Annotated in this window: 19 protein-coding genes, 1 tRNA gene and 3 pseudogenes; 9 read left to right on the top strand and 14 right to left on the bottom strand. The window is 37.3% G+C overall.

The features are described 5' to 3' along the window. Positions 1-136: 136 nt before the first annotated feature. Together FTU83_RS17720 and FTU83_RS14470 are read right to left on the bottom strand one after the other, a co-directional pair. Positions 137-214: pseudogene (locus tag FTU83_RS17720) on the bottom strand (HNH endonuclease); the annotation flags it as partial. Positions 215-240: 26 nt separating this feature from the next. After that, positions 241-417 carry a hypothetical protein gene (locus tag FTU83_RS14470; protein ID WP_180107008.1) on the bottom strand — a complete coding sequence of 59 codons (177 nt, stop codon included), beginning with the start codon at positions 415-417 and terminating at the stop codon, positions 241-243. A gap of 136 nt (positions 418-553) precedes the next feature. Here FTU83_RS14470 and FTU83_RS17715 point away from each other — a divergent pair. Together FTU83_RS17715 and FTU83_RS17505 are read left to right on the top strand one after the other, a co-directional pair. Then, positions 554-698 (top strand): annotated as a pseudogene (locus FTU83_RS17715) (transposase); the annotation flags it as partial. Between the two features lie 54 nt (positions 699-752). Beyond that, positions 753-1,133, top strand: a pseudogene (locus FTU83_RS17505) (transposase); the annotation flags it as partial. A gap of 187 nt (positions 1,134-1,320) precedes the next feature. Here the strand turns inward: FTU83_RS17505 and FTU83_RS14465 are convergent. The 11 genes from FTU83_RS14465 to FTU83_RS14415 form a co-directional block, all read right to left on the bottom strand. After that, on the bottom strand, positions 1,321-2,517 hold the full coding sequence (locus FTU83_RS14465; RefSeq protein WP_180107010.1) for a tetratricopeptide repeat protein: 1,197 nt from the start codon (positions 2,515-2,517) through the stop codon (positions 1,321-1,323). A gap of 140 nt (positions 2,518-2,657) precedes the next feature. After that, the gene (locus tag FTU83_RS14460) at positions 2,658-3,209 is read right to left on the bottom strand and encodes a DUF2799 domain-containing protein (RefSeq protein WP_180107011.1); all 552 of its coding nucleotides are present in this window, start codon (positions 3,207-3,209) and stop codon (positions 2,658-2,660) included. A gap of 57 nt (positions 3,210-3,266) precedes the next feature. After that, positions 3,267-3,926, bottom strand: a complete 660-nt coding sequence (locus FTU83_RS14455) for a hypothetical protein (protein ID WP_180107013.1) — start codon at positions 3,924-3,926, stop codon at positions 3,267-3,269. A gap of 50 nt (positions 3,927-3,976) precedes the next feature. Further along, positions 3,977-4,639 (bottom strand): hypothetical protein, encoded by a 663-nt coding sequence (locus FTU83_RS14450; protein ID WP_180107015.1) that lies wholly within the window; start codon positions 4,637-4,639, stop codon positions 3,977-3,979. Positions 4,640-4,668: 29 nt separating this feature from the next. Beyond that, positions 4,669-6,159: a hypothetical protein gene (locus tag FTU83_RS14445; protein ID WP_257222641.1), complete on the bottom strand. Its 1,491-nt coding sequence runs from the start codon at positions 6,157-6,159 to the stop codon at positions 4,669-4,671. 41 nt (positions 6,160-6,200) lie between these two features. Next, the gene (locus tag FTU83_RS14440; protein WP_180107025.1) at positions 6,201-9,923 is read right to left on the bottom strand and encodes a tubulin-like doman-containing protein; all 3,723 of its coding nucleotides are present in this window, start codon (positions 9,921-9,923) and stop codon (positions 6,201-6,203) included. Positions 9,924-9,957: 34 nt separating this feature from the next. Further along, positions 9,958-10,368: a hypothetical protein gene (locus tag FTU83_RS14435; protein ID WP_180107027.1), complete on the bottom strand. Its 411-nt coding sequence runs from the start codon at positions 10,366-10,368 to the stop codon at positions 9,958-9,960. A 39-nt stretch (positions 10,369-10,407) separates the two neighbouring features. Continuing rightward, positions 10,408-11,871 carry a hypothetical protein gene (locus FTU83_RS14430; RefSeq protein WP_180107029.1) on the bottom strand — a complete coding sequence of 488 codons (1,464 nt, stop codon included), beginning with the start codon at positions 11,869-11,871 and terminating at the stop codon, positions 10,408-10,410. After that, positions 11,868-13,358, bottom strand: coding sequence for a hypothetical protein (locus FTU83_RS14425; protein ID WP_180026584.1), 1,491 nt, complete (start codon positions 13,356-13,358; stop codon positions 11,868-11,870). Before FTU83_RS14425 ends, FTU83_RS14430 begins: the two co-directional genes overlap by 4 nt. A 266-nt stretch (positions 13,359-13,624) precedes the next feature. Beyond that, positions 13,625-14,851, bottom strand: a complete 1,227-nt coding sequence (locus tag FTU83_RS14420) for an integrase arm-type DNA-binding domain-containing protein (RefSeq protein WP_180107031.1) — start codon at positions 14,849-14,851, stop codon at positions 13,625-13,627. A gap of 162 nt (positions 14,852-15,013) precedes the next feature. After that, positions 15,014-15,089, bottom strand: a tRNA-Arg gene (locus FTU83_RS14415). A 188-nt stretch (positions 15,090-15,277) separates the two neighbouring features. Between FTU83_RS14415 and FTU83_RS14410 the strand changes: the two genes are divergently transcribed. The 7 genes from FTU83_RS14410 to FTU83_RS14380 all read left to right on the top strand — a co-directional run bounded on the left by FTU83_RS14410 (position 15,278) and on the right by FTU83_RS14380 (position 21,763). Next, a complete protein-coding gene (locus FTU83_RS14410; RefSeq protein WP_180107033.1) occupies positions 15,278-16,213 on the top strand; it encodes an ABC transporter ATP-binding protein in 936 nt (311 codons plus the stop codon). Next, on the top strand, positions 16,210-16,983 hold the full coding sequence (locus tag FTU83_RS14405) for an ABC transporter permease (protein ID WP_180107035.1): 774 nt from the start codon (positions 16,210-16,212) through the stop codon (positions 16,981-16,983). Before FTU83_RS14410 ends, FTU83_RS14405 begins: the two co-directional genes overlap by 4 nt. Continuing rightward, positions 16,983-17,801 carry an NADPH-dependent 7-cyano-7-deazaguanine reductase QueF gene (gene queF / locus FTU83_RS14400; RefSeq protein ID WP_168378016.1) on the top strand — a complete coding sequence of 273 codons (819 nt, stop codon included), beginning with the start codon at positions 16,983-16,985 and terminating at the stop codon, positions 17,799-17,801. The genes FTU83_RS14405 and queF overlap by 1 nt, the downstream gene beginning before the upstream one ends. A gap of 17 nt (positions 17,802-17,818) precedes the next feature. Further along, positions 17,819-18,469, top strand: a complete 651-nt coding sequence (locus tag FTU83_RS14395) for a hypothetical protein (protein WP_078190308.1) — start codon at positions 17,819-17,821, stop codon at positions 18,467-18,469. Positions 18,470-19,252: 783 nt separating this feature from the next. After that, positions 19,253-20,254, top strand: a complete 1,002-nt coding sequence (gene mltB / locus FTU83_RS14390) for a lytic murein transglycosylase B (protein WP_180107037.1) — start codon at positions 19,253-19,255, stop codon at positions 20,252-20,254. 287 nt (positions 20,255-20,541) lie between these two features. Further along, positions 20,542-21,156, top strand: coding sequence for a septal ring lytic transglycosylase RlpA family protein (locus FTU83_RS14385; protein WP_078190310.1), 615 nt, complete (start codon positions 20,542-20,544; stop codon positions 21,154-21,156). Positions 21,157-21,307: 151 nt separating this feature from the next. Next, complete coding sequence (locus FTU83_RS14380) at positions 21,308-21,763, top strand: DUF962 domain-containing protein (RefSeq protein ID WP_180065007.1); 456 nt, start codon at positions 21,308-21,310, stop codon at positions 21,761-21,763. Positions 21,764-22,016: 253 nt separating this feature from the next. Here FTU83_RS14380 and FTU83_RS14375 read toward each other — a convergent pair whose 3' ends face one another. Then, positions 22,017-22,526, bottom strand: coding sequence for a DUF3465 domain-containing protein (locus FTU83_RS14375; RefSeq protein ID WP_180107039.1), 510 nt, complete (start codon positions 22,524-22,526; stop codon positions 22,017-22,019). Between the last annotated feature and the right edge of the window lie 272 nt (positions 22,527-22,798).

Below are 22,798 nucleotides of genomic sequence, written 5' to 3'. Positions count from 1 at the left end.
GCAAGTAACTTGGACCAGTGTTGATCATTTAGCATTGTTCGAGGCATAGCGAGTGTAAAATTGGGTTTGGCGATTTAATTTTACTATCTCGCTATTTTTTTAATCAACAAATGTCAACAGACCCTAACCTCTAATACTATTTTTTTCTTGCTTCAGAAGCACCACCAGTGTGGGTAAAAACATTGTGAACCTTTTCATCTACTAGCTCCATTGTTTTTGTATCTCCATGATGATGCCAAGTTAAATTATCTGGGGAATCATCTGGCCAAGCCCCCCCCTTGGACCTTTGCCTCTCTTACTGACACCATATACCTCTTCAATATATTTTTCACCCTTTTGCTGCTCTAACTGTTCCCACGCTTTTGAAAAATCGCCATTTTCTGGTAATTGTATATGTTTTTCTTTTTGCCCAGTCATTCCACCTATGGAAACTGATTCTACTTTATAATCACTAAAATCTGGGTAACGTTGATTATCAGGAGGGTAATCCCCCCTAAAAATAATAGGATCTAAAAGTAGAATTTTCTCTTAAGATACGAGCTGGAGATTCTTCATGAAAACATCTAAATATACTGACAGTCATATCATGTCCATCTTGAAACAAGCTGAATCTAGTACCCCCTGTTACCACTTTTTGCCGAGAACTTAGCATGTTTAAGGCGACTTTATATAAATGGCGTGCTAAATATGGTGGTATGTATGCCTCATAAATTGCACTACCGAAAGAACCTCTTCGACCTGAGTAAGTATGATCATCAGATTACATGCATGACCAGTTGAGTGATGGACGAAGTGAACGCTTACTGAACGTGATTGACGATTATCGGCATGTAGGATTGGTGATTGAAATAGGGCTATCAATGCCTGTACTACTTGTCATTCGTACACTGAATTAGTTGCTTGAGTGGTGAGATAAACCACTTGCAATTCGCTACGACAATGGACCTTAATTTATTAGTGTTTAATTGGTTAACTGGGTAATGTTGCATGACATACGTATCGTACTTCAATCTGGCAGGCCACTACAAAATGTGTATATCAAACGCTAAAATCGCAAGATCCCTTATAGTTTGGTATGCAAATATTTGTTCGATACATTTGAACAAGTACAAGACCATATAACAAATTAATTGTGATTCTATAAACATGAACAACCACACAAAGCCAATGGTAGCAAACGACCTTTAATGGCCACTTAAGGCCTACTTTTACTTTTAACTTCGAATATTTATCGGAGAATTACCTAGAAGATGAAACAGCATTTTATGCTAATTCATCCTCCTCAATTTAAAACAAAAATACCATTTTTAAATGTTTAGTTTAAAGCTTATATTCATCAATCACTTTTTGGGCTTCTTTAAAACCGTTTTGAGCAGACTGCTTTATCAACTGAACTCCTTTAGATTCATCTTTCGGAATCCCTTCTCCAAAATAATACATGAGACCAATAATATATTGTGACTGAGCATGACCTAGCTCGGCTGCTTTTGAAAACCATTTAAATGCTTCTTGATCATCTTGACGTTCACCCGCATCTTCACTGAAATAGTCCGATCCCAATGCAAAATATGTTTTAGGAATATACTCTTTGGCTCTCTCATACCCTTGATTAGAAGCTTTTTCAAAGAAGTCTAATGCCTTCATGTAATCTTGAGGTACACCGATTCCTCTAAAGTACATGACTCCAAGATCAAATTGTGCTTTTGCATCGCCATTTTGTGCATTATTTGCAGCAGATACAAAAAATGCATCACCATCAATCACTTTTCCTGCTGTATTTGCTACAGTCAGTTGCTTATATGGTATATCCCATGAACTTTTAAGTTTATCTAGTTTTTTTTGAGCGCCTTCATGGCCTTGTGCGGCACTTTTTTCATACCATTCTTTTGCTAAAGTTAAATTTAACTCGGTACCTTGACCGTCAGAATACATTTCACCAAGTAAGAATTGAGCTGCTCTGTTTCCATCTGTTGCAGCTAGTGAGAACCATTTTAAGGCTTCAGGTAAATCTTGTTGCATTCCCTGCCCAGTATAATAACAAGTACCCACATTTGCTTGTGCACCAGTATCACCTAATAAAGCCCCGCGCAGAAACCATTCACACGCTTTTTGTTTGTTAACAGGGGTACCTTCACCTTTGTAATACATGATCCCTAAATTAAATGGCGCAGACTTATGGTTGTGATATGCAGCATTCGTCCATGCTTCTAGTGCCTTAGCATTATCTTTTGAGATATACTGATTATTAAAAGAAATATTTCCCTTATAGTAAGCTTCCCCCAAATTAAAATAATACTCACCATTAATTTTATCAATACGAGGCTTGACAACTTTTTCAACCCCTTTATGCAAGGGCGAAAATAATTTTCCAATACCGAGAGAGGCCATCTCTCCTGCCTTGTCAATTCCGCCTAGAGCTTTGAAATGAAGTTCTTCACTTTTAGTATTTGCAGTCACATACGAAGGTAAAGCTAATGCTAATAATGAAAGTAGTAATTTTATATTTAAGTATTTCATATAAATAATCCATTAAATTTGAAGACTCTTTATGATCTAAAATAAAACAGTGTGATAAACATTGATAACTATTCAAAAATAAAAAATGCAGTCTCTTTTTTAATCAGAAACTGCATTTTCAAAGTTATAACTCACACTTACTATTCAAAACTTGCTGTTCGCTTGAATTGCATGAGTTCACGCTCTGCCAGATTATATTCTCGCTGAACTTGTCCCAGTTTATTGCTAGCTTCGTTATATCTTTCACGATAGTATTTGCGCGACTCTTCTTTAAGATCAGAGTTGTACATATTAGATTTTGCGGTAGCAATTGTATCTTCAATGGATTTTAAGCTCTTATTTGCTCTATAAAACTGATACGCGACATTGTAATAAGGTCTTAAATTATTTTGCATTTCCATTGGACAACTCTGATATGTTCCACGCCCTTGTAAAGCATAATCAAAAATTGTTTGAGGATTACAATAATTTTTCAAGCCTTTCTTATAGCCATTAGTATATGCTGTTGTGTCTAATACAGCATTATGTTTCATACAAGCTTGCGCTCTTTTTTGCATAAAAGAGCCATTTCCGTTATAACCGTCATTCTGCCCTATTAACCCCCAATTTGCAGATAGACACTCATTCTTTGACATAATTGCACAACCATTGAGTATAACAACACTACTTAACAACAACATTTTCAATTTCATAAATGACTCTAGTTAATTCCGAGCTACTTAAAATAAATAAACATTTAAAACATTATCTCAATTATAATCTACACGAAATCTAATCGATCTAATATTCTGAATTTCATCCAAACTAATATCAAATTCCTTATCCCTAAAAATAGATATATTTTCCGAAATATCAACATCATCAAAAATTCTATTATCTTTATTCATACGATTTGTATATTTGAAAAAATGCTCAAAAGATACACCCGTCCCATCATTCAACATAGAATTTGTTTTAATTTCACGACTTGATATACTTCTATTATTACTATCCAGTAAATCCATTTTTATTTTTAATTTTGGTTTAGCCCAAGCATACTCTAAATTAGAAAAAATATATGATTGCCCATAATCTTTAATAGCGTTATTAAAAAAAGTCTGTTTTTCTACAATAGTAGAATATTCTTCATTCTTTTCAAATATCTCTTTTTTAATATAAACTCTTACATTTTTAACTAAAAAATATGGTTTCCCTCTATAATCATTTCTAACTTCAGTCCCATCATAAGAAAATCCAAGACCATTCTCTTTAAGATCCTTCACAAGACTATTGAATATTTTAGAATATTGAAATGCATTTTGATTAAGATCAACTTCAGCTAACTTATTATTAATTTGAAAAATAGTATCACTTGCTGAAGCTGTACCCAAACTTGCGAGTGCTAGTATTCCTAGAGTAAAAAATTTCATGAAATTTTCTCAATAAAATATAAAAGCCCATATATATATGGGCTTGCATTTTATATTAATGTAATAGTACGTGAATTATTTGCAACTTTTTTACCATTCACTAGTAATTCAGTATCAAGCAAGTATTGTCCTTTAGATACACTCGCTGGAAACTTCCAATTGAAGGAATTTTCAAAATCTCCTGAACTATAACCTTGGGCTGTTGAAACCTGAACATCTTTCACTAATTCACGAATCACTTTTCCATTCGCATCCTTTAGAACTAATTTTTCTTGGACACGCTGAAGGGGATCAGCAATACCCTCTACAACAGTCAAATCTGATTTCACTGTAATATTTTGATTTGCAGCCACAGTTTGATTCGGTAAAATCACAGTAGAATATTGCTGAACTCTAGTTGTTTCTGGCAACTTTCCTTTATTGGCTTGTTTATATGCCATTTCAACTTCAGCAGCTGATTTTTTTTGAATAGTGTGTGCATTAATCATTACGCACCCTGCTGCAAAAACCGCACCACCAATCGCAGCACCTGTTGCAGCATAAGTACTATCACCCACAGATGCACCAATTGCTGCACCAAGTAATGCACCGACTGCTGTAGACATTCCTGTATTACACCCTCCATTGGCTGATGTAGCCAATCCGCCAGTACTCGCACAACCTGAAAAAGCTAATACTGAACTCAACATAGCGATAGACATAGATTTTTTCATTTTATTACCCCTCTTCACATTTCAAATGATTATTGAATTACCATTTCATCAAAAGCTGCTGCTTCACCTGATTCTGCTTGGCGTAGAATTCGCTTAGCCTGAGCATTACTAGGTGCCTTTGATAATACTTCTCGAGCTAAAGACTTTGCTAAACCATAATTATTTGCATTTAATGCACGCTCTGCTCTACTGAGTTGACTATCAAATCGTTCTTCATTTTGTTTACGTGCCGCTTCAGTAGCTTGTTTACGTGCTACTTCTTCAGCTTTTTGACGTTCTTTTTCTAAAGTTTGCTGACGCTCTCTTTGTGCTTGCTCAGCTTGGCGTTGAGATTGTTCTGCTTGACGTTGTGCTTCTGCTCGCTCACGTTCTGCTTGCGCTAAACGTTGTTCTTGTTCAACCCCATGATTGATATTTTGTTGTGGTACACTTTGAACAGCAACTTGTGCAGCCTCACTTTCTAATGCAGCTCCATCTAATTCTTGTTCTTGCTGAAGATTATATTCTTCAATCATCGATTCAATTTGTGGCAGCAACTCTACGCCCCCCACAAGTTCTGAATCAAGCTCTAATGCAGCAAGCAATGTCTGATGTGCTAGCTCCAAGTTCCCAGCTTGTAAATATTCTTTCGCTAAAGTGAGCTTTTCTTTTGCAGAAGTTGCTTGTGCTTCAGCAGATACAACCAATTGAACAAAACTTGCATTGGTTTTACATTCTTCTTGATTAAGTTTAATAATACTCAACGCACGCATTGGCATCTTTTCGCTCAATAAACTACTAACTTCTGCATTTACATTTTCACATGAATCTACCAAAGGCCCTTCATCTACAGAAATCGCTTGATCTATATCCTTATTACCACTAAACATAATGACAATACCAATAAAAAATACGGCAAAAGAAATCGCGATATATTTAAAAATAGAGTTTTTGGGCTGTGGTGAATCTAAAGGTGTTTGCTGATCCATGCTTTTTGATGGTAAAGGACTTTCAACACTTGCCACAGGTGGCGTCTGTTCAAAATACTCATCTGGTTCATTGTCTTGAACTAATAAATCATTTTGAGACTTTAGTTTATATTGTTCTGAGCTTAAAAATTCATTTGGGATTCTTGCTAAATGTTTTAAACGGATAAAAATACCTTCTTCTTTTTTAAAAGCATATCGATCATAAGTCCGCATTAACTCAAGAGATGCACCTACGACAATGATCCCTACTAATTCTTTTCCTTGTTTTGTAATATGTTTGACCACAACCGATAAAGCAGCTTCATTCTCAGCTTCTTCACTCACGATTTTACTAACCGCAGGTGTTGGTACCTTACTGACAATATCTTTTGAAATCGTCGGTTTTTCTTCTGGTATTACAGGCAGAGTTGGAGTTTGAACGCTTTGCGCAGCACTACAAAAAGGACAAAACTTTACTTTGAGCTGTAGCTCTTTATCACATTGATTACAAACTTCACATTCTTGCTGCTTTACCATTTCATCTAACCTATTACTTCTTTTTTTGCCTAACATGGCAGTATTGCCCTCCTTCGAGGGCAATACTGCCATGAACATTATTGTAAAATTGGCGGCATGCCTGGGACTGGTGGTGGTACAGGCATTGCTAATTCTGGACACTGCGCAATTGCAATCCAATTTGCTAGGCCTTCACGCCACACCATTGTTGCTGTATTAATTTGCTGCTGTTGCAACATTTCAACTACTTTGGGGTATGGAAATGGTCCAAAGTTTTGCCCATTGATTGCGATATGATATTGATACTGCAGCATCGCTGGCGGCGGTGGTACCATTCCACCTGGAAGTGGTGGTGGTGTCATACCTGGCATTGCAAATGATCCAATCGGTGTGACATCTTCTGTAATCCCAACTTTATTCAATAGTTGATCATGGTTTTGCAAAACACTAGGAGACATGTTCATAACCCATTTCAGGCGACGACCTTTATTTGGTTCACGAATTTCGTCTTGATAGGCATCTTCATCAGAGTCTTTGAGTATTTCAGCCCATTTTTCCATTTCTTCGCGATATTCAGTAAGCTCATATGCCCGATCAATGGACTTTTGTGGAATTTCTTTACGCTCTGCCAGTTCAATCAACTCTCGCTTCAATTCTTTTGCAATCGCACATGCAAAACCAACATGCTCAACTTGAGCACCTGTTTCATTTTGCACCAAACGAGGCGTATACACTTCCCGCTCATAATGATCCACTAATGCAATCAACATCGTTAAATTTGCATTGCTGAGAGACTTAAATTTCTGTTCTACTTGATCATAAATATTGTTTCTATAGGTCTGGGGTAAACCATTTAAACGAAATCCACGCTCATTCCCTAAACGACGTACATCACCGCGTGCAACTGCAAATTCATATTGCCCACTCGGAATCAAGCCTGGTACATCACAGCGTTTTAGAACACCCAACATCACAGCTTTCAAATAGCATTTAAAGTCATCTGCTAGATTATTTAATTCATCAGGCGTTGGCGCATATGGATGTTTGAATCGTGTTGAATCAATGTGTGTATGTAATGGGGTTCTTTCACTTTCTTTACGATAACTTGTACGCCAAGTTTCAATACCACGTAAAATTGTCAGTGGGATACCTGAAAGCTCTACATAGCAAACTGCGCGCCCTGGTTCACCCGTTTCAACAATCGATAATGCTTGTGCATTTAGACCTAAACCACTCGGAATAGAACCTGTTAATTCGTGTTTATATTTCTTACTGAATTGATCTGCACCATTCACACCAATAAAACATTTGAATCTGTCAGGCGGTGGTGTGAAGTCACCTCCCATTTTAGCGTCGACCCAAGGCATGGCACGTTGCAACCACTCCGTAAAGACATTTTGACGCTCAACCACATTCATGTTTTCAAGCGCTTTGTAAAGTGGATCTTCTTCCTGATCATTTTGTTCAAAAGCAACCAAACGGCGCTCGGCCATACGAATAATTTTAATCAAAAGTGGCGTTTGCTGATCTGGGTCCACAAGGACTTTAAAAAGCTCCTTAGAACCACCAAAGTCTTTAAATGCTTCTGCAGCCCATTCACACAATAAACGTGAATCTATATTTCGTTCTTTTACATCATCTGTTTCAATGATCTGTAAGGTGGCATGTTTGGTTCGAATTTGTTGATGGATCACTTCACGATCATGATCTAGTCGATTCATCATATCGATCACCGACTCTTGACCATTTTGCAGATCTCCCATCACACCATTCCAAATGGTTTTACCACTATCATCAACACCTAAGCTATTACCCAACCAATTTGAGATATCCTGCATAAGTTCAATAGCTTCTAAAGCCGCTTTTGCACGTAAATGAAACGAAAGAATATTAGCAATATCTTTTCGCAAATTATCAAGGATATTTCGTGCTTGCTCTTCACGGGAAGATGAACCTAATCCAAGAAAACCTGAGCCTTTTGTTTCTTCTAAATCCTTGAGTTGTTTTTCATACTCGTAGGTCAATAACGCATCTTTAATAGCGGTGTAGCGATTCGCTGAATTTTTTAGCTGTAATGCAACCCCTGAATTCGCATTTTCAATACGGTCTTTAATCTGTTCAACTAAAGAAATGACATACTCAAAACCACCTTGTTCGTGGTTATCTAAATATTGATATAAACGACTTTCAATATCTTTTTTCAGGCTTTCAAATAATGCCTTACGACGACGCATCACACGATCTTCAGCAGTGTCTGCCATAGCATCTGGATTACGAATCACGTCACGCATTAAACTTTGCATCGTTTTGCGGACTTCACTTGCCCACTGATCACGATCAATATTACTGATTTCGCTGATACGTTGGCTTACACGCTGACGTGTTTCTTCCGCAATATCAACTTCAACACCGTTCTGACCTGAACGTAATAAAGTGTCTACAACATTGAAATCAATGAATTCCGTATTTAACTCACGAATTTCTGGGTTTTTTAAAGTAGCAGCTGAAAACTCAGGAAGATTATTGAATGGCACGAGATTGAGATTCATATTCTCAGTCATGAACGCATCGCGCTTTTTTTCACTTGCCCGGTTTGCTGCAGGATTAACACTTGCAACACCAAAAAATGCTTTCAACATATCTGATGCCAAACTATAGGCATATTCATCGTAGCGCGCACGGCCAAGTGTATCTAAAGTCGCTTGGCCAAATGCTGAATACGCGCATGAATAATTTAACTTCATGTCACCAAAACGACCTGTTGGTACAGGTGGCGCAAACATATGTATTTTATGTTGACGTTGGTTGACTGCAACAGAGCGTTTACGGTTAGCAAAGTCAGCAGATCGATAATCTTCAAATAATGTATCTGCAATCATTGAATACACATCATTCATACTGTCGGTATGTTGACGAGCTAAGTTCCCTGAATCAATTAAATGCACTTCATCATAAGGTTTTGATGCTAGCTGTGGACGGTCATAATCATCCCATTTTTCCACATACTTAGAATGCCCGACCATCGCTGATTCAACTTCCATCAATGCAGCATAGGCATTGGCTTCTGTACGTGCTTTGTTTGCACTTGAATAACCCGTTGGTAAAAAGAGCATTAACTCGACATCAGCAGCTTCAACTTCGTTGCTTGCCACCCATTTAGATAACCACCCCATATCCAAGAATGAACCTGAACCAGTACCGCCTGCAACAGAGCCTAAAACCACAATACGAAATTTACTCGTATCTAACTGTAGATTTAATTTTTTCAGCATGTCGTCACGTGACAAACCTGCTTTTAATGTATTTAACTTTGAACGAATTTTATCACGTGTTTTTGGATATTTATCAAAGAAATATAGACGTGAAACTGAACGAATCTGACCTGCACCTTTGGCAGGATCAATACCCAATTCACGAATTTTTTTAGGAGTAAGCGGTAACCAATTTTGAATATGTGGATAACGGCTTAATGAAGCGTCATCACGACTATATTTCTCGATATCAAAAGATTCAACAATCTTTTCATCATCGGTAAATTTCACCAAGTTATATTGTAAATCTTCAGTTTGTGCACGACCACTATCAATAATTGCACCTTGGTCTAAGTCAAAATGCATGAATTGTGCAATTGGGAATTGAGATAGGTTTTCTAAGCGAATATTATCACTCCCCCAACTCGCATTGAGAATACGACGACGCACACGCATCATCACTTCCATGCCTGTACCGCCCACACCGATATAAAGGGTTGGGCGGAGTTTTACCGTCTGCTCTGCAGTTTTTGCAGCAGTATTTGTATTGACACTTTGTGCATCGGTCATAAGGGTTCTCTCTAATTCTTTTTAATAAATTTGACTAGGCGCGACTTGTTGTAAAAGCTAGTACAGCACTTACCAGTGCAACCACACCTAATGGCCCTAAAATTAATAAAGATAAAAATTTAACAGGATTCACCGCTGCTAAAACTGCACCAATTGCTACTGCAGAAAGAAATATAAATAACCACCATCCAGCCATGCTCGCTTTACTTGGCGAAATACGTTTTTTCACCAAACTATTGCTGAAACCACGTTTTGCAAAAAAGAATGCAATTAAAAGTACTGCGATAATTGCACCAGCAATCATCAAATCACGAGAGCCAGTTTCTTCTTGTACAGTAGGTACATTCACTTCTTGTACAGTCTGCGCAACACCACTTGCTTCATTTTGTGTTTGCTCATCTGCTGTAGGTAATACAAAACCGTTATTTGTATTTGACTCTGACATATATCCCCCTGGATGTTTTTAAAGATCTGTCTTTAATATTTAACGAAGTGTCACACTAAATTCTTTATCTATAACTTGAACAGATGCATCTGAAATGCCTCGTTTTACAATCGCGATTTCCTGTCCTGAATCACCATAAACACTTATCTTAGAAAACGGTTTTAATTGGATGGTTTGTTTCTTCAAGCCATTGACCCAGACATCATATTTTTTACGTTTTGACCCCAGTGCTAACGCGAAAAGAACCATAGCAATTGACAATAAAATCCCAGTGATTATGACCACAACAGGCCATAATGGATATTGCAAGCGGAATTGCACAGGGATCGTTGCCGTTGAAGACTGAATACTTTGAGGTGCTACAAATACATCCGACAACGGATCGCCAGGAAATAAGTTCTGCAAATTCTGTTTAAAATCTTCAGATAGACTGAGCTTCTGCTCGTACAAAGTCACATCAATATTTGCAGGAATTGTAACTGCCTTACCCATTGCCTTAAAAACTTCCCAAGACCATGGAGAAACAATTAAATGTGATGGAATAGGCACTTGAAACTCAAGCTTAGTATTGTCTTTAGTCATCAAACGAATATCCGTTTCAGAAATCTGAATCGGTGCCTGCATACCATTAGCTAATCTCAACTTCGCTTCAACACGTGTTGCAGCAATGTTGTACGGATAAAATTTATTTTTTAGATCTGCGGTCAGCTTTAATTCAGGAATGATATCTTTAGGTTCTAAATTAAACACTAATGTTTTTTGGTCAGATGCTAAAGATGCATGAATCGTAGATGAGTTTTTCACTCCTGTCGGAATGAGCTGGACTGGCTCTTTATCTAAGGGCTTCAATAATGCTGGTTGCTGCGTGAAAACTTTTTCCATTTGCCCAGACTGAACTAAATGATTTAACTCGGCCTCAGCTTGTTCTCCATAGGCTAATACATAGACCATTAATCCAGATGCATTAAAATGCTGCCCTTGCACAGGCATTTTTAGTGGGTATGCCATTACTTTATTAATAGCTGGATCTAAATGCACTAACTCATAAAATTCTTTATTACGTTCAGCAGTTGCTTCATCATTATTTGGACTATTTTTGTTGTTTGTAAAAATCCAAATTATGCCTGACTTCTTAGCAAATGGTCCTGTAATAGTTGCTATGACAGCTTCCTTAAAATCTGTGTCTGCATATGCTTTTTCAGATTTTTTCGCAATGCTCTGTTGGCTCAACTGCTGACTAACATTTTGTTTCCCTGCTCCTTGGTAAATCACTAAAGGTGATTTAGACAATGGATTACTTTGGTTAAACATTACCACTGCAACAGTGTCATTTGGTTGAGTTACGGTTTGAACCACTGCATTGACCAGTGGTTTTAATTGTGAGTTTTGATCTTGATAAAAAGGTTCCATCCAACCTGAGTTTTGTACCAAGAATGCATGCTGTCCTGCATAGCCAAAAGATGCTGAAAGGCTTAATAAGCTAATCAATGCCAATTTTTTCATACAGCAAGCTCCCACCCTAAGATGTCAGTTAAGCTTGAGTTATAGAAATACAAAACATTCTGATGAATAAAGAATCTTGACTGTAGTGGCTTTTCTACTTGAACACGATGGAAATCAATGAGTCCATCATGTGTATCTATAAATAATTTAATGTCTTGCTTTGTATCATCTGCAAGTTTTTGCTCAATACCTACATTGGTCTCTGTATCAAAGCTAAACCCAAAAATTAACTGCTTTTTCTCATCTTCAATCATTGGAACTGTAAAACGATGGGTGGATTCAACTGCGCTTGTTTCTTTCCAAATATCTTGCTTGATTTCCAATTTACCATCTAGGGCAAACTTTGATAAACCTGTGGTAAAACGAAATGATGGCGATTTTTCAAGTGATTTATCAAACTGGTCTTCAGAATCTAGTTCGATATAGCACAATGGACCTTTTTCATTATTTTGAGTTGTACCAAATTGATAGAAACTGCCTTTTTGATTATCATAAGGTGCACCAAAACGGAAGTCAGGTGTATAACTCGGCACCCATATTTTATAGATAGCATTAAGTACTTCATCATCAGAACTTTTATATTTTACAATCAACTGACCTGATGTGCCGACCCAAATAATACGGCTAGTGTCATAAACCACTTTTTCAAAGTACATTTCAGAGATCGTATGATCCAACATGATTGATGCTTGATTGCTTACATTAAAAAGCTTGACCTGATCAGCAATCAAAATCGGTATTAATATCGTTTTATTCCAATAAACAGGTGTACCCAAACATAAACTATTGGATGGCGTAACATACTCAGCTCGGTAGCTTAATGACAAACCATCAATGATGACGCGTGCTAAACCTGCTTTGGTTGGAATGTATAAAGTCTGAACACCTGCTTCATTCACCACCCCTAAGAGCTGTAAGTACTCTTCTAGTTGTTCCGGGCAACCTTCTAAACGGTGTGCTACAGCTTTTAACTCCAACCACTCCTGATTATTCTGACTCCAAATCAAAAGATTGCCATTGATTTTATTGTATGCCACAAGTTGAGGAATCTCAGTACTAGCTTTGATAGAAACAAATTCAAAAATACCTCTTGGTGGCATTTTTATTTTCTGTTCCGCATCAGCATCAATCTGTGGCTCATTCTTTAATTTTTTAAGTTGATGACTTAACTGTAATCCATGGCTATCCATGCTTTGACGATTATCATCATAATGTCGTCCCTGCCCATAAGGAGGAAGCCAATATGCTTCGGAATCAACCTGCTTTTTTTCTAAAGGGGTACCTGTTTCAGGATCGTATAAGAACTCAGGTGGATACACTTTTCCAGCCAAAGTTGGTAAGTTCAACAACTGCTGAACAAAGTGAGGGTTCACATGATTTTCAACATTTAAATTTGGCGTACTTTTTAAAATATAACCGACTTGATCATCTTGAACCCAAATTCCGGATGCCAAATTCCAAACTGCTTTATCATGATTATGAACCAAGACACACCCCTTATTTTGAGTTTCTTTTGCTACATTCTAGACATTTTTTTTTACTTTCAAACCATTTATTTAATTTTTTTTCAATAAAATTATATATTTAATTTAATCTTAACAATAATTAAATATTTTCTAACAAATTTTAACAAATAATTATTTCTTATCTAATTGTCCTATTTGCGATTTAGTCGAAATGATCTTAATTTTAGGGTGGTGGTGGTGGCGTCAACTTAACTGAAACTATAACTTACTAATATTTATTAAATTAATTACTCTACATTTTTATGCGTTAATTGATCCAAATAATCAGACCATGCTTGCATCATCACTGAACGCTCCTCCAAATACTTAGTACGGTTGTACGCTCGACCATGCATATCGCGAACCTGATGTGCAAGTTGTTGTTCTATACGTTCAATAGGAAATTTTAGAACTTCATCTAATAAAGTTCTTGCCGTAGCTCTAAAGCCATGCCCTGTTGTCTCACCATTTTCAAAACCATATTGTTTCAATCGTTTATTAATAGTTGATTCACTGATGGTTTTCGTTTTATCTCGCATAGACACAAAACAATATTCGGTATATCCAGTAATGCAATACAATTCTTGGAACAGCTTCAAGACTTGATCAGACAAAGGAACAATATGTTGTAGGGCTGTCTGATTTTTGGTCTTAGGCGGTGTATAACTCCATGTTCTATTTTTAAAATCGATATCTGCCCATTTTGCTGCACGTAATTCTCCAGGACGCACAAATACATGGGGTAAGATTTTGACTGTATAATCAATAGCAATATCCCCACGACCTGCATGTGTATTAATATTCTTTAATAGTTGTCCTAGCTTTTGCTCATCAGTAATAGCCGCTCGATGCTTAGTTTTACCCACCTTCAAAATACCGCTAATTTGGTCAGCAACATTAAATTGACATAAACCCAAAGCAATCGCATACCGAAACACCTGAGATGCTTTACTTCTCATTCGCTTTGCTGAGTCAGTCTTACCTTGTCTTTCATAAAGACGGCATACTTCCAAAATTTGAGTGGCTGTTATCGAATCAATGGGGAACTCACCAATAGCAACATAAAGCTTATCCCAGATAAACTGATTCCGACGTTGTGTACTTGATTCCAGCTCTTCAGTCTTACGGTATTCATCTGCTACTGATCTAAAACTATTATTTCGACATTGGGACTGTTTATCTTGCTTTTGAATTGCTGGGTCAATATTCTGCGCAAGCAGTTCTCTAAACTCACTTCGTTTTGCACGAGCTCTGGCCAATGTACAACTTGGATAAATACCGATAGCTATAGTGGCTCTTTTCTTAGAGATTGGGCGAATATAATCAAAACGCCAATATGCCCCACCTTTTCTATCTAACAATAAATAAAGGCCACCACCATCTGAAAGCTTAATATTCTTTTCAAATGATTTCTTTTGCATTGATATTGCAGACTTAATTTTTGAGTCAGTCAGACTGATAACTAATTTAGGCATTTTTACGGTATATTTTTGTCAGAAATGGAATGTACCGTAAAAAATACCGTAAAAGATTACGGTATCCTAAAACGCCCTCGGACATTATCGGACAATAAGTAGATATAAGTTATTAATTTTTAATAATATTAGGATTAATTCGGATATGATCAAACAAGGAAATGGTGCGCTCAGCGGGACTCGAACCCACGCCACAGGCTTCGGAGACCTGTACTCTATCCAGTTGAGCTATGAGCGCTTATTTTGGATTGCGCACATCATAACAAAAAAAACTGTAAGGTAAAGCAACTATATAGATGTTAGGTATTTTTCTGCTTAAGCTTTATACAACGTTCTATTTTTAAAATGCAGAATTCCATACGATTTACTTGGTTTATTTGCCCCGATATCGCACAATACTCACACTATTTATAGAGTGAATTATTTATGACTGATGCACTAACGTTAAAGCAGCTGTCAAAAACCTATAAAAATGGGTTTCAGGCGCTTAAAGGTATTGATTTAACAGTACCCGAAGGTGAATTTTATGCACTTTTAGGTCCCAATGGTGCAGGAAAATCTACCACGATTAGTATTATCAGTTCACTTACCCGTAAAACTTCAGGTTCTGTTGAAATCTTTGGCCATAATTTAGATACCCATCCCTCGCATGCAAAGCAGTGTTTAGGCGTTGTCCCTCAAGAATTTAACTTTGGTCAATTTGAAAAAACATTTGATATTTTAGTGACACACGCTGGCTATTACGGTATTCCCAAAAAGATTGCTGAAAAGCGTGCCGAGGAATATTTAGAAAAGCTTGGTCTTTGGGAAAAACGCAGTACCCAAGCACGTATGTTATCGGGCGGTATGAAACGCCGTTTAATGATCGCTCGTGCCATGATGCATGAACCTAAACTACTGATTTTAGATGAGCCGACTGCTGGTGTTGATATTGAACTACGCCGTTCGATGTGGGATTTCCTCACTGAAATGAACGAAAAAGGCACGTCTATTATTTTAACGACACACTATTTAGAAGAAGCTGAAATGTTGTGCCGTCGAATCGCAATTATTGATCGTGGTGTGATTAAAGAAGACACCAGCATGAAAGGTTTCCTCAGCCAGTTGAATGAAGAAACATTTATTTTCGATCTAGCCGAACCCATTGAACCGATCCATATAGAAATTATTGGTGTCCGTTTCAACTTAGTAGATCCTGTCACCTTAGAAGTCACTATGGATAAAGGCCATACCTTGAATGATTTATTCCAACTCATGGAATCTCAAGGTATTCAAGTTCGAAGTATGCGTAATAAATCTAACCGACTAGAAGAACTATTTGTCCGTATGGTCGAAAAAAATCTTGAAGGTGCAGCACAATGAATTTTAACCAACTGTGTATTGCCCTCTACACCTTAGTGTATAAAGAAATTCGCCGTTTCATGCGTATTTGGCCGCAAACCCTTCTCCCACCGGCAATCACCATGAGTTTGTACTTTGTGATTTTCGGTAATTTAGTCGGTTCACGCATTGGGCAAATGGGTGGTTTTAGCTATATGCAGTTCATCGTGCCCGGCTTAATTATGATGGCGGTCATTACCAACAGCTATGCCAATGTGTCATCCAGTTTCTTTAGTGCAAAATTTCAAAAAAGCATCGAAGAATTAATCATGAGTCCAGTGCCGTTACACATGGTGCTTTGGGGTTATGTGATCGGTGGTGTTTGCCGTGGTATTTTAGTCGGTTTTATTGTCACTGTGATGAGCCTATTTTTTACTGAATTACACCTGACCAATATCTTCGTAACTATATATACAGTTCTCATTACTTCGCTGCTGTTTTCTCTTGGCGGATTTATTAATGCTGTTTATGCAAAATCTTTTGACGACATTTCGATTATCCCGACTTTCGTCCTGACTCCGCTGACTTATTTAGGCGGTGTTTTCTATGCCATCTCATCACTGAGTCCTTTTTGGCAAAATCTCTCTTTAATCAACCCTGTCGTGTATATGGTCAATGCTTTCCGCTACGGTATTTTGGGCCATAGCGATGTGAATGTCGGCATTTCACTGACAGTTATTACTGCATGTTGCGTTGTACTTTATGGCGTGGCTTATCATTTACTTTCTCGTGGTTCAGGAATGCGTGAATAATGAGTGTAGAACAATCCCTTTTAGGTAAAGACACCAACTACCCAACAGAATATCAACCCGATATTCTGTTTCCGATTGCACGTGCCACTGCACGTGAACAATATGCCCATGTGGAAGGCATACGCCAAGGTAAAGACTGGTGGCATGTTTTTGAAATTTCTTGGTTAAATGCTTCTGGTGTGCCTCAAGTTGCTATTGGTCGTTTAACTTTGCCAGCAAGTTCAGACAACCTGATCGAATCGAAATCTTTAAAGCTCTACTTTAATAGTATGAACTTTACCAAATTTGATTCTCAGGCAGCGTTTAAAGCAACTGTAGAAAAAGACTTATCAGCAGCAGCCAATGCCGCTGTGACTATTGATCTATTTCATGTCGATGATGTTGAAATTTCAAAACCACAAGGCATCTGTATTGATGACTTAGAACCCACTCAGTTAGAAAATCATCCAAATGCAGATTTACTCTCTTTAGATGAAGCTGCAGCGCAAGAAGAAGTTGAAATTCAACTTTATTCACATTTATTAAGAAGTAACTGCCCAGTCACGGGTCAACCTGATTGGGGAACGGTATTTATACGGTATAAAGGTACTAAGCCTTGTTATCGTAGTATTCTGGCTTATATTATTTCTTACCGTCAGCATAATGGTTTCCACGAACAATGTGTGGAGCAAATGTTTGCCGATATTTGGCAACATTTAAAACCAAGTCAGCTGATGGTATATGCTGCCTATACACGCCGTGGTGGATTGGATATCAACCCTTGTCGTGTATCGGATTTAACATGGATGCCTCGCCCCATTCGATTGGCGCGACAATAAAAAAATTGAGGTTAGTGATGCCATTTTTTGGTTTTATTCCTTCTGAGGAACTTCTAAGCAGTATCCAAACTGGTCACGCGAAAAAAAATTCGAGTGAACCACTTTATCCTTTACGTGATAAAACAGCTTTGCTGATTAATGAAGAAATCATTGGTGCAACTATATTAGCTCCTGTTCATCTGTTTCCTGCAAGCGACAAGCGCGACACAGCAGAAAAACTGGCTGGCTATGTCAAATCAACAGTCGCTGTATTGTTAAAGCAGCTATTGGGTAAATCTCCGAATGATGTGGTGAAACAATCCATTGAATTTTCAGAACGAAGTTTATTTCAGGACACAGTCGGCGCTCATCGTGTAGGTCTGAGCTTAGATGCAGGACTGGTCACTAACCTTAAGAACAGTTATGCCGAAATTAAATCAGGTGTAGATGTCAATAAAGCTGCTTTTGGTGAACTGTATAAACAGTTTGCTGAAGCTGCAGTACGTCATTTTATGAATGACTTTAATAAAACACTCGATTTAGGCATGATTAAACGTAAAGCAGCCGATATCGGATCTTCTGCCGTGATTAAAGCAATACATATCGCGATTGATAAGATTTTCCCAAATCTAACCAAAGAAGAGCTAGGTGCCCTTGCAGAAGCACACGATGCGATGTTTAACAAATAATTCATGCTACAAATAAAAACCTAGCTTCGGCTAGGTTTTTTTATGGTTAAACGCATAAAACTGAATCCCGATACAATGACTATATATAGTCATGCAAACACAGTTCTAGAATATGAACTGATCTCAATTAAATGACAGTACATTTATATGTACTATTTTTAAAAATCCACACAGAAAAGAAAGAACCTGATTACAAACAGGATTTGAATGCTTGCCGTCATTTTGGCTTAAATTTCAATGCATCCATTTCAATATTCAATCTCTTTCTTTTTTAACATTCAGTCTATATTTCTACTATATATAGCAACGTTTTCAACAGCATTGAAGCGTTGGCGAACAAAAACTATGTAATGAATAAACCACTGCTTGCATATGGGTGTTTTAGACCGGTACCTTTTTAATCCCTTTATTTTTAGATATAACATTGCAACTTTTGTAGCTTCTAAACAGTATTTCGCAACGCGATAAAGTTTACTCGTTCTGCGTTTTTATGACGCATGAGTTTTAGAGTCATCTTTATTTCAAATGATTTGTGAATATTTGAAAGTTATGTAAATGAATATGTCACTTTTCAATATGTTAACTGCGAAAAAAACCTTTGCTTTGTCTTTTTTTGTATATCTATTTATGAAAGCATGCGCTGTCAGTGGTATCTTAGTTGCTATTGGTAACGTTTACCTTTAATGAGCTATGAAACCAGAAGGTCATCACAATTTTCAGGACCTTTACCCCCTCGAAATTTTGTTCATACTCATCGCTAAAGCAACTGGAAATTTTTTATTTATGCTAAATCGAAATTTTTATAAAAAACTATCACATATTGCCATTATGGCCGGTTCAATTTCACTGACTAGTTTCTGTCAAGCCAACGACTTTCAGTCTCATCCAGCCTATGCAGCTTTTAAACAAAATACCATGCAAACCTATGGTTTAAGTGAGAGTCAAATTGATTGGGCAATGCAAGGTAGTAAAAACCTACCCAATATTATTAGCATTATGAATCGACCCGGCGAATCAAAGCCTTGGTATCAATATAAAACCAATTTTTTAGCTGAAAGTACAATTCAACGCGGTGTTCGCTTCAAAAATCAATATGCCGACACTTTAAATCGTGCAGAACAACAATTTGGTGTGCCTCAATCCGTGATTTTAGGCATTTTGGGTGTTGAAACAGGCTATGGCAGCAATAAAGGTAATTTTATTGCCCGTGATGCTTTGGCGACCCTTGGTTTTGGCTATGAACGCCGTGCGCAATATTTCCAAGATGAACTTGCTGCACTGATTGCTTGGTCATATAAAGATGGTGTTCCAACCAACTCTGTCGTCGGTTCATATGCAGGTGCTGTGGGTTATCCTCAATTTATGCCAAGTAACATTCCAAAATTTGGTGTGGACTACGATGGCAATGGTCATGTTGACCTGCGTAATTCAGCTGTCGATGCCATTGGTTCAATTGCAAATTATTTAGCAAATTATGGTTGGCAGCGTAATCAACCGATTGCTTTTGCTGCTCGCTATAGCGGAAATAACCCAGATGCTATTATTGCAAAGGATTTAAACCAGCCAACACCCTATGGTGTACTCAAGGCTCAAGGTGTAACCCCTATGAATCCATTGGTAAAAATCGATGATCTCGATTTAGTCAATGTCATCCAATTGCAAGATAGTTATGGACCAATTTATTACATTACTTATCCAAATTTTCAGGTCATTACAACCTATAACAAAAGCCGTATGTATGCGACTGCACTATGGCTTTTAGGCACTGAAGTTACCAGTCGATAAGACTGGTTTTTTTCTTATAGAGCAAAAAAGTCAACAAATATTTTCACCAAAATGAGCATTTATTCGACATTTTACACACCCTGTTACATTATTGATTATTTTTTAACCAACTATTGTTAATTTTTTAGACATTTTCAAAGTATTTTAATTAAACACTAGACAGCCTATTGATGGCATGAATATTATCCATCTCGTTAAATATAGTTGCAAAAGTGAAATATCAGACGTGTTTACATGGATATCAGCGACTTAGTTGAACCAGTAAATATGCCATTGGGAGATAAACAATGCAGTCATCAATTATTAAATATGCCTTAGCGGTTGCCACGGCAGTTGCGCTAAGTCAGTCACAAGCTGAGATGGTTCAGTCATCATCATTCAATCATGATAATGACAACTCTCGTCTTGCAGCTCGTGTATTGAATAAAGAAGCTCAAAGCTTCAATTCAAACTTTACGAATTTAAGTAGCCTTTCAATCACTGAGCGTTCTGGCGATAAAATTCGTCGTCAAACAATCGCTGCTAAAATCGAAATTCCTGAAGATGAGCCTTCAGTGATTGAAAAGTTAAACACTGTCGCTTCGAATACTGTTCGTAAGTTCACTCAAACTGGTACTGCTTCTTGGTACGGTCGTCAATTCCACGGTCGTAAAACAGCAAGCGGTGAAACGTTTGACATGAACGCACTTACAGCAGCACATCGTAGCCTGCCACTTAATTGCTTTATTCGTGTTACGAATCGCAATAATGGTAAAAGCGTCGTGGTGAAAGTAAATGACCGTGGTCCATTCCATGGTAACCGTGTTCTCGATTTATCTTATGGCGCTGCTAAGCAATTGGGTATTACCAGTGCGGGTACTGCAAACGTGAGCATTGAACGCGTAGACGGTCCAAATTCTTAATTCTCCAATGAAGTGACTGCATTTAACAGACCACGCCTAGCGTGGTTTTTTATTTGTAGCCTCTTAGCCTTTCAAATCTTCAGTAACCCGATTTTGACCCTTACCCCATTCTTGTTTTTATTGGAGTCCTTCCCCATGATTAAGGACTATCATGAAAACAATCAACGAATGGTTTGATGAATACAGCGAAAGTCATCAAAATAAAACCAATAAAATGATTCACTGGATTTGCGTACCTACGATTTATTTTTCAATCGTTGGCATATTGGCACATTTTAGCGCGCTACTTACTGCTGTCTTACTTGCATTAGCATTTATCTTTTACGCACGTTTAAACATTGTGCTTGCTGTTGCAATGGCCGCGTTAACATTAATCATGGCATGGCTAATTTGGGTGTTACCAGTTGGATACGGCTTTTATATCGCACTCTTTGTATTCGCATGGATTGGGCAATTTTATGGCCATAAAATTGAAGGTAAAAAGCCCTCTTTTTTCAAAGATCTCCAATTCCTCCTCATTGGCCCTATTTGGTGTTTAGATACATTTTCAGGTAAAGTACTTGGTAATTGGAAAATACGCCATAAATCGCAAATAAAGAGCATTTAGAGCACGATTAATTTCATGGATCTCTTTTTCAGTTATTCCAGATCGGTTTTCTTCATATTCGATGCTTAAAACCCTATTATTTATAGGTGTATTTATCTCTGGTATTTCCAATCATTTTTTCTATTTATACGACCAAAAAGTCAGTGTTTAAACACTGGCTTTTACTCAATATGATTAATCCAATTTTATGTTGATAGCTTCATCTGAATCATGATCATTTAAATGACTAAAGTTAAAAATGACTACGTGATTTTTATTGATAGGTTTTACCTTGATGCTTTAACCAACCATCCTGATGACGTCCATTCGGATCGTGATGTGTCCAGTGCATCACACCCCCCTGATCTGAATATTCATATTCACCGTAAAATTGAACTGTATCGCCTTTTTGCAAGTTATCAATTCGTGGGGCTAGATCGATATTATGTGCAACTAAAAGGGTTTGACCATTATTTAAGGTCAAAATGAACTTTTGATGGCGACTACCTTCATTATCATCTCGAAGTACCGCTTTCACTTGACCTGTACCCTCAACCTGAACATTACTGAGTTTATTTTTAAATGCATGCGCAATAACATCTTCAGCACTCTGCCCTTTTTGTTGAGCATCTGCAGGTTGTACTGATTCTATTTGTGGCTGTGCGTTTTGTTCCGCTGTCGTCTGAACTGGTGCAGATTTTTGTTGTTGTAAATCGATTCCGAAATAAGCGGCTGTAAGCGCAACAATAATTCCGCCGATGGTTAAATTTGTTTTGTTTGCCATAAGATAGTTTAAATCTAAATTTTCAACTCATTATAGTCATTAATATGGATAAAAATAGAATCTGTGAACAACAATGTACACAATATAAAGTTTAAATAGCTTTGAAATCAGTAAAGCTACAGCCATAAAAAAAGCCCTCTAAAACGAGTAATGCCAGTCAGTTAAGCAAATTTTAGTAAAATGTAGTAAAAATGAGTGTATGTGAATACGCTCATTTTTTTATGTCTTTATCTGAACATTTAGAATCCACTCTTGAACATTCTCTCCCATCA

The organism is Acinetobacter sp. YH12152, assembly GCF_013418285.1.
Classification (GTDB): Bacteria; Pseudomonadota; Gammaproteobacteria; order Pseudomonadales; family Moraxellaceae; genus Acinetobacter; species Acinetobacter amyesii.
Note: the sequence above shows the minus strand (reverse complement) of the source record. Positions and strands in the feature narration are given on the sequence as shown.

What these genes read in the sequence shown, in the direction of transcription:
- FTU83_RS14430 (WP_180107029.1), bottom strand. Translation starts at nt 11,871, where the DNA reads ATGAAAAAATTGGCATTGATTAGCTTATTAAGCCTTTCAGCATCTTTT.
- FTU83_RS14385 (WP_078190310.1), top strand. Translation starts at nt 20,542, where the DNA reads ATGCAGTCATCAATTATTAAATATGCCTTAGCGGTTGCCACGGCAGTT.
- FTU83_RS14460 (WP_180107011.1), bottom strand. Translation starts at nt 3,209, where the DNA reads ATGAAATTGAAAATGTTGTTGTTAAGTAGTGTTGTTATACTCAATGGT.
- FTU83_RS14420 (WP_180107031.1), bottom strand. Translation starts at nt 14,851, where the DNA reads ATGCCTAAATTAGTTATCAGTCTGACTGACTCAAAAATTAAGTCTGCA.
- FTU83_RS14465 (WP_180107010.1), bottom strand. Translation starts at nt 2,517, where the DNA reads ATGAAATACTTAAATATAAAATTACTACTTTCATTATTAGCATTAGCT.
- FTU83_RS14375 (WP_180107039.1), bottom strand. Translation starts at nt 22,526, where the DNA reads ATGGCAAACAAAACAAATTTAACCATCGGCGGAATTATTGTTGCGCTT.
- queF (WP_168378016.1), top strand. Translation starts at nt 16,983, where the DNA reads ATGAGTGTAGAACAATCCCTTTTAGGTAAAGACACCAACTACCCAACA.
- FTU83_RS14450 (WP_180107015.1), bottom strand. Translation starts at nt 4,639, where the DNA reads ATGAAAAAATCTATGTCTATCGCTATGTTGAGTTCAGTATTAGCTTTT.
- FTU83_RS14435 (WP_180107027.1), bottom strand. Translation starts at nt 10,368, where the DNA reads ATGTCAGAGTCAAATACAAATAACGGTTTTGTATTACCTACAGCAGAT.
- mltB (WP_180107037.1), top strand. Translation starts at nt 19,253, where the DNA reads ATGCTAAATCGAAATTTTTATAAAAAACTATCACATATTGCCATTATG.
- FTU83_RS14440 (WP_180107025.1), bottom strand. Translation starts at nt 9,923, where the DNA reads ATGACCGATGCACAAAGTGTCAATACAAATACTGCTGCAAAAACTGCA.
- FTU83_RS14445 (WP_257222641.1), bottom strand. Translation starts at nt 6,159, where the DNA reads ATGTTAGGCAAAAAAAGAAGTAATAGGTTAGATGAAATGGTAAAGCAG.
- FTU83_RS14380 (WP_180065007.1), top strand. Translation starts at nt 21,308, where the DNA reads ATGAAAACAATCAACGAATGGTTTGATGAATACAGCGAAAGTCATCAA.
- FTU83_RS14405 (WP_180107035.1), top strand. Translation starts at nt 16,210, where the DNA reads ATGAATTTTAACCAACTGTGTATTGCCCTCTACACCTTAGTGTATAAA.
- FTU83_RS14470 (WP_180107008.1), bottom strand. Translation starts at nt 417, where the DNA reads ATGACTGGGCAAAAAGAAAAACATATACAATTACCAGAAAATGGCGAT.
- FTU83_RS14395 (WP_078190308.1), top strand. Translation starts at nt 17,819, where the DNA reads ATGCCATTTTTTGGTTTTATTCCTTCTGAGGAACTTCTAAGCAGTATC.
- FTU83_RS14455 (WP_180107013.1), bottom strand. Translation starts at nt 3,926, where the DNA reads ATGAAATTTTTTACTCTAGGAATACTAGCACTCGCAAGTTTGGGTACA.
- FTU83_RS14410 (WP_180107033.1), top strand. Translation starts at nt 15,278, where the DNA reads ATGACTGATGCACTAACGTTAAAGCAGCTGTCAAAAACCTATAAAAAT.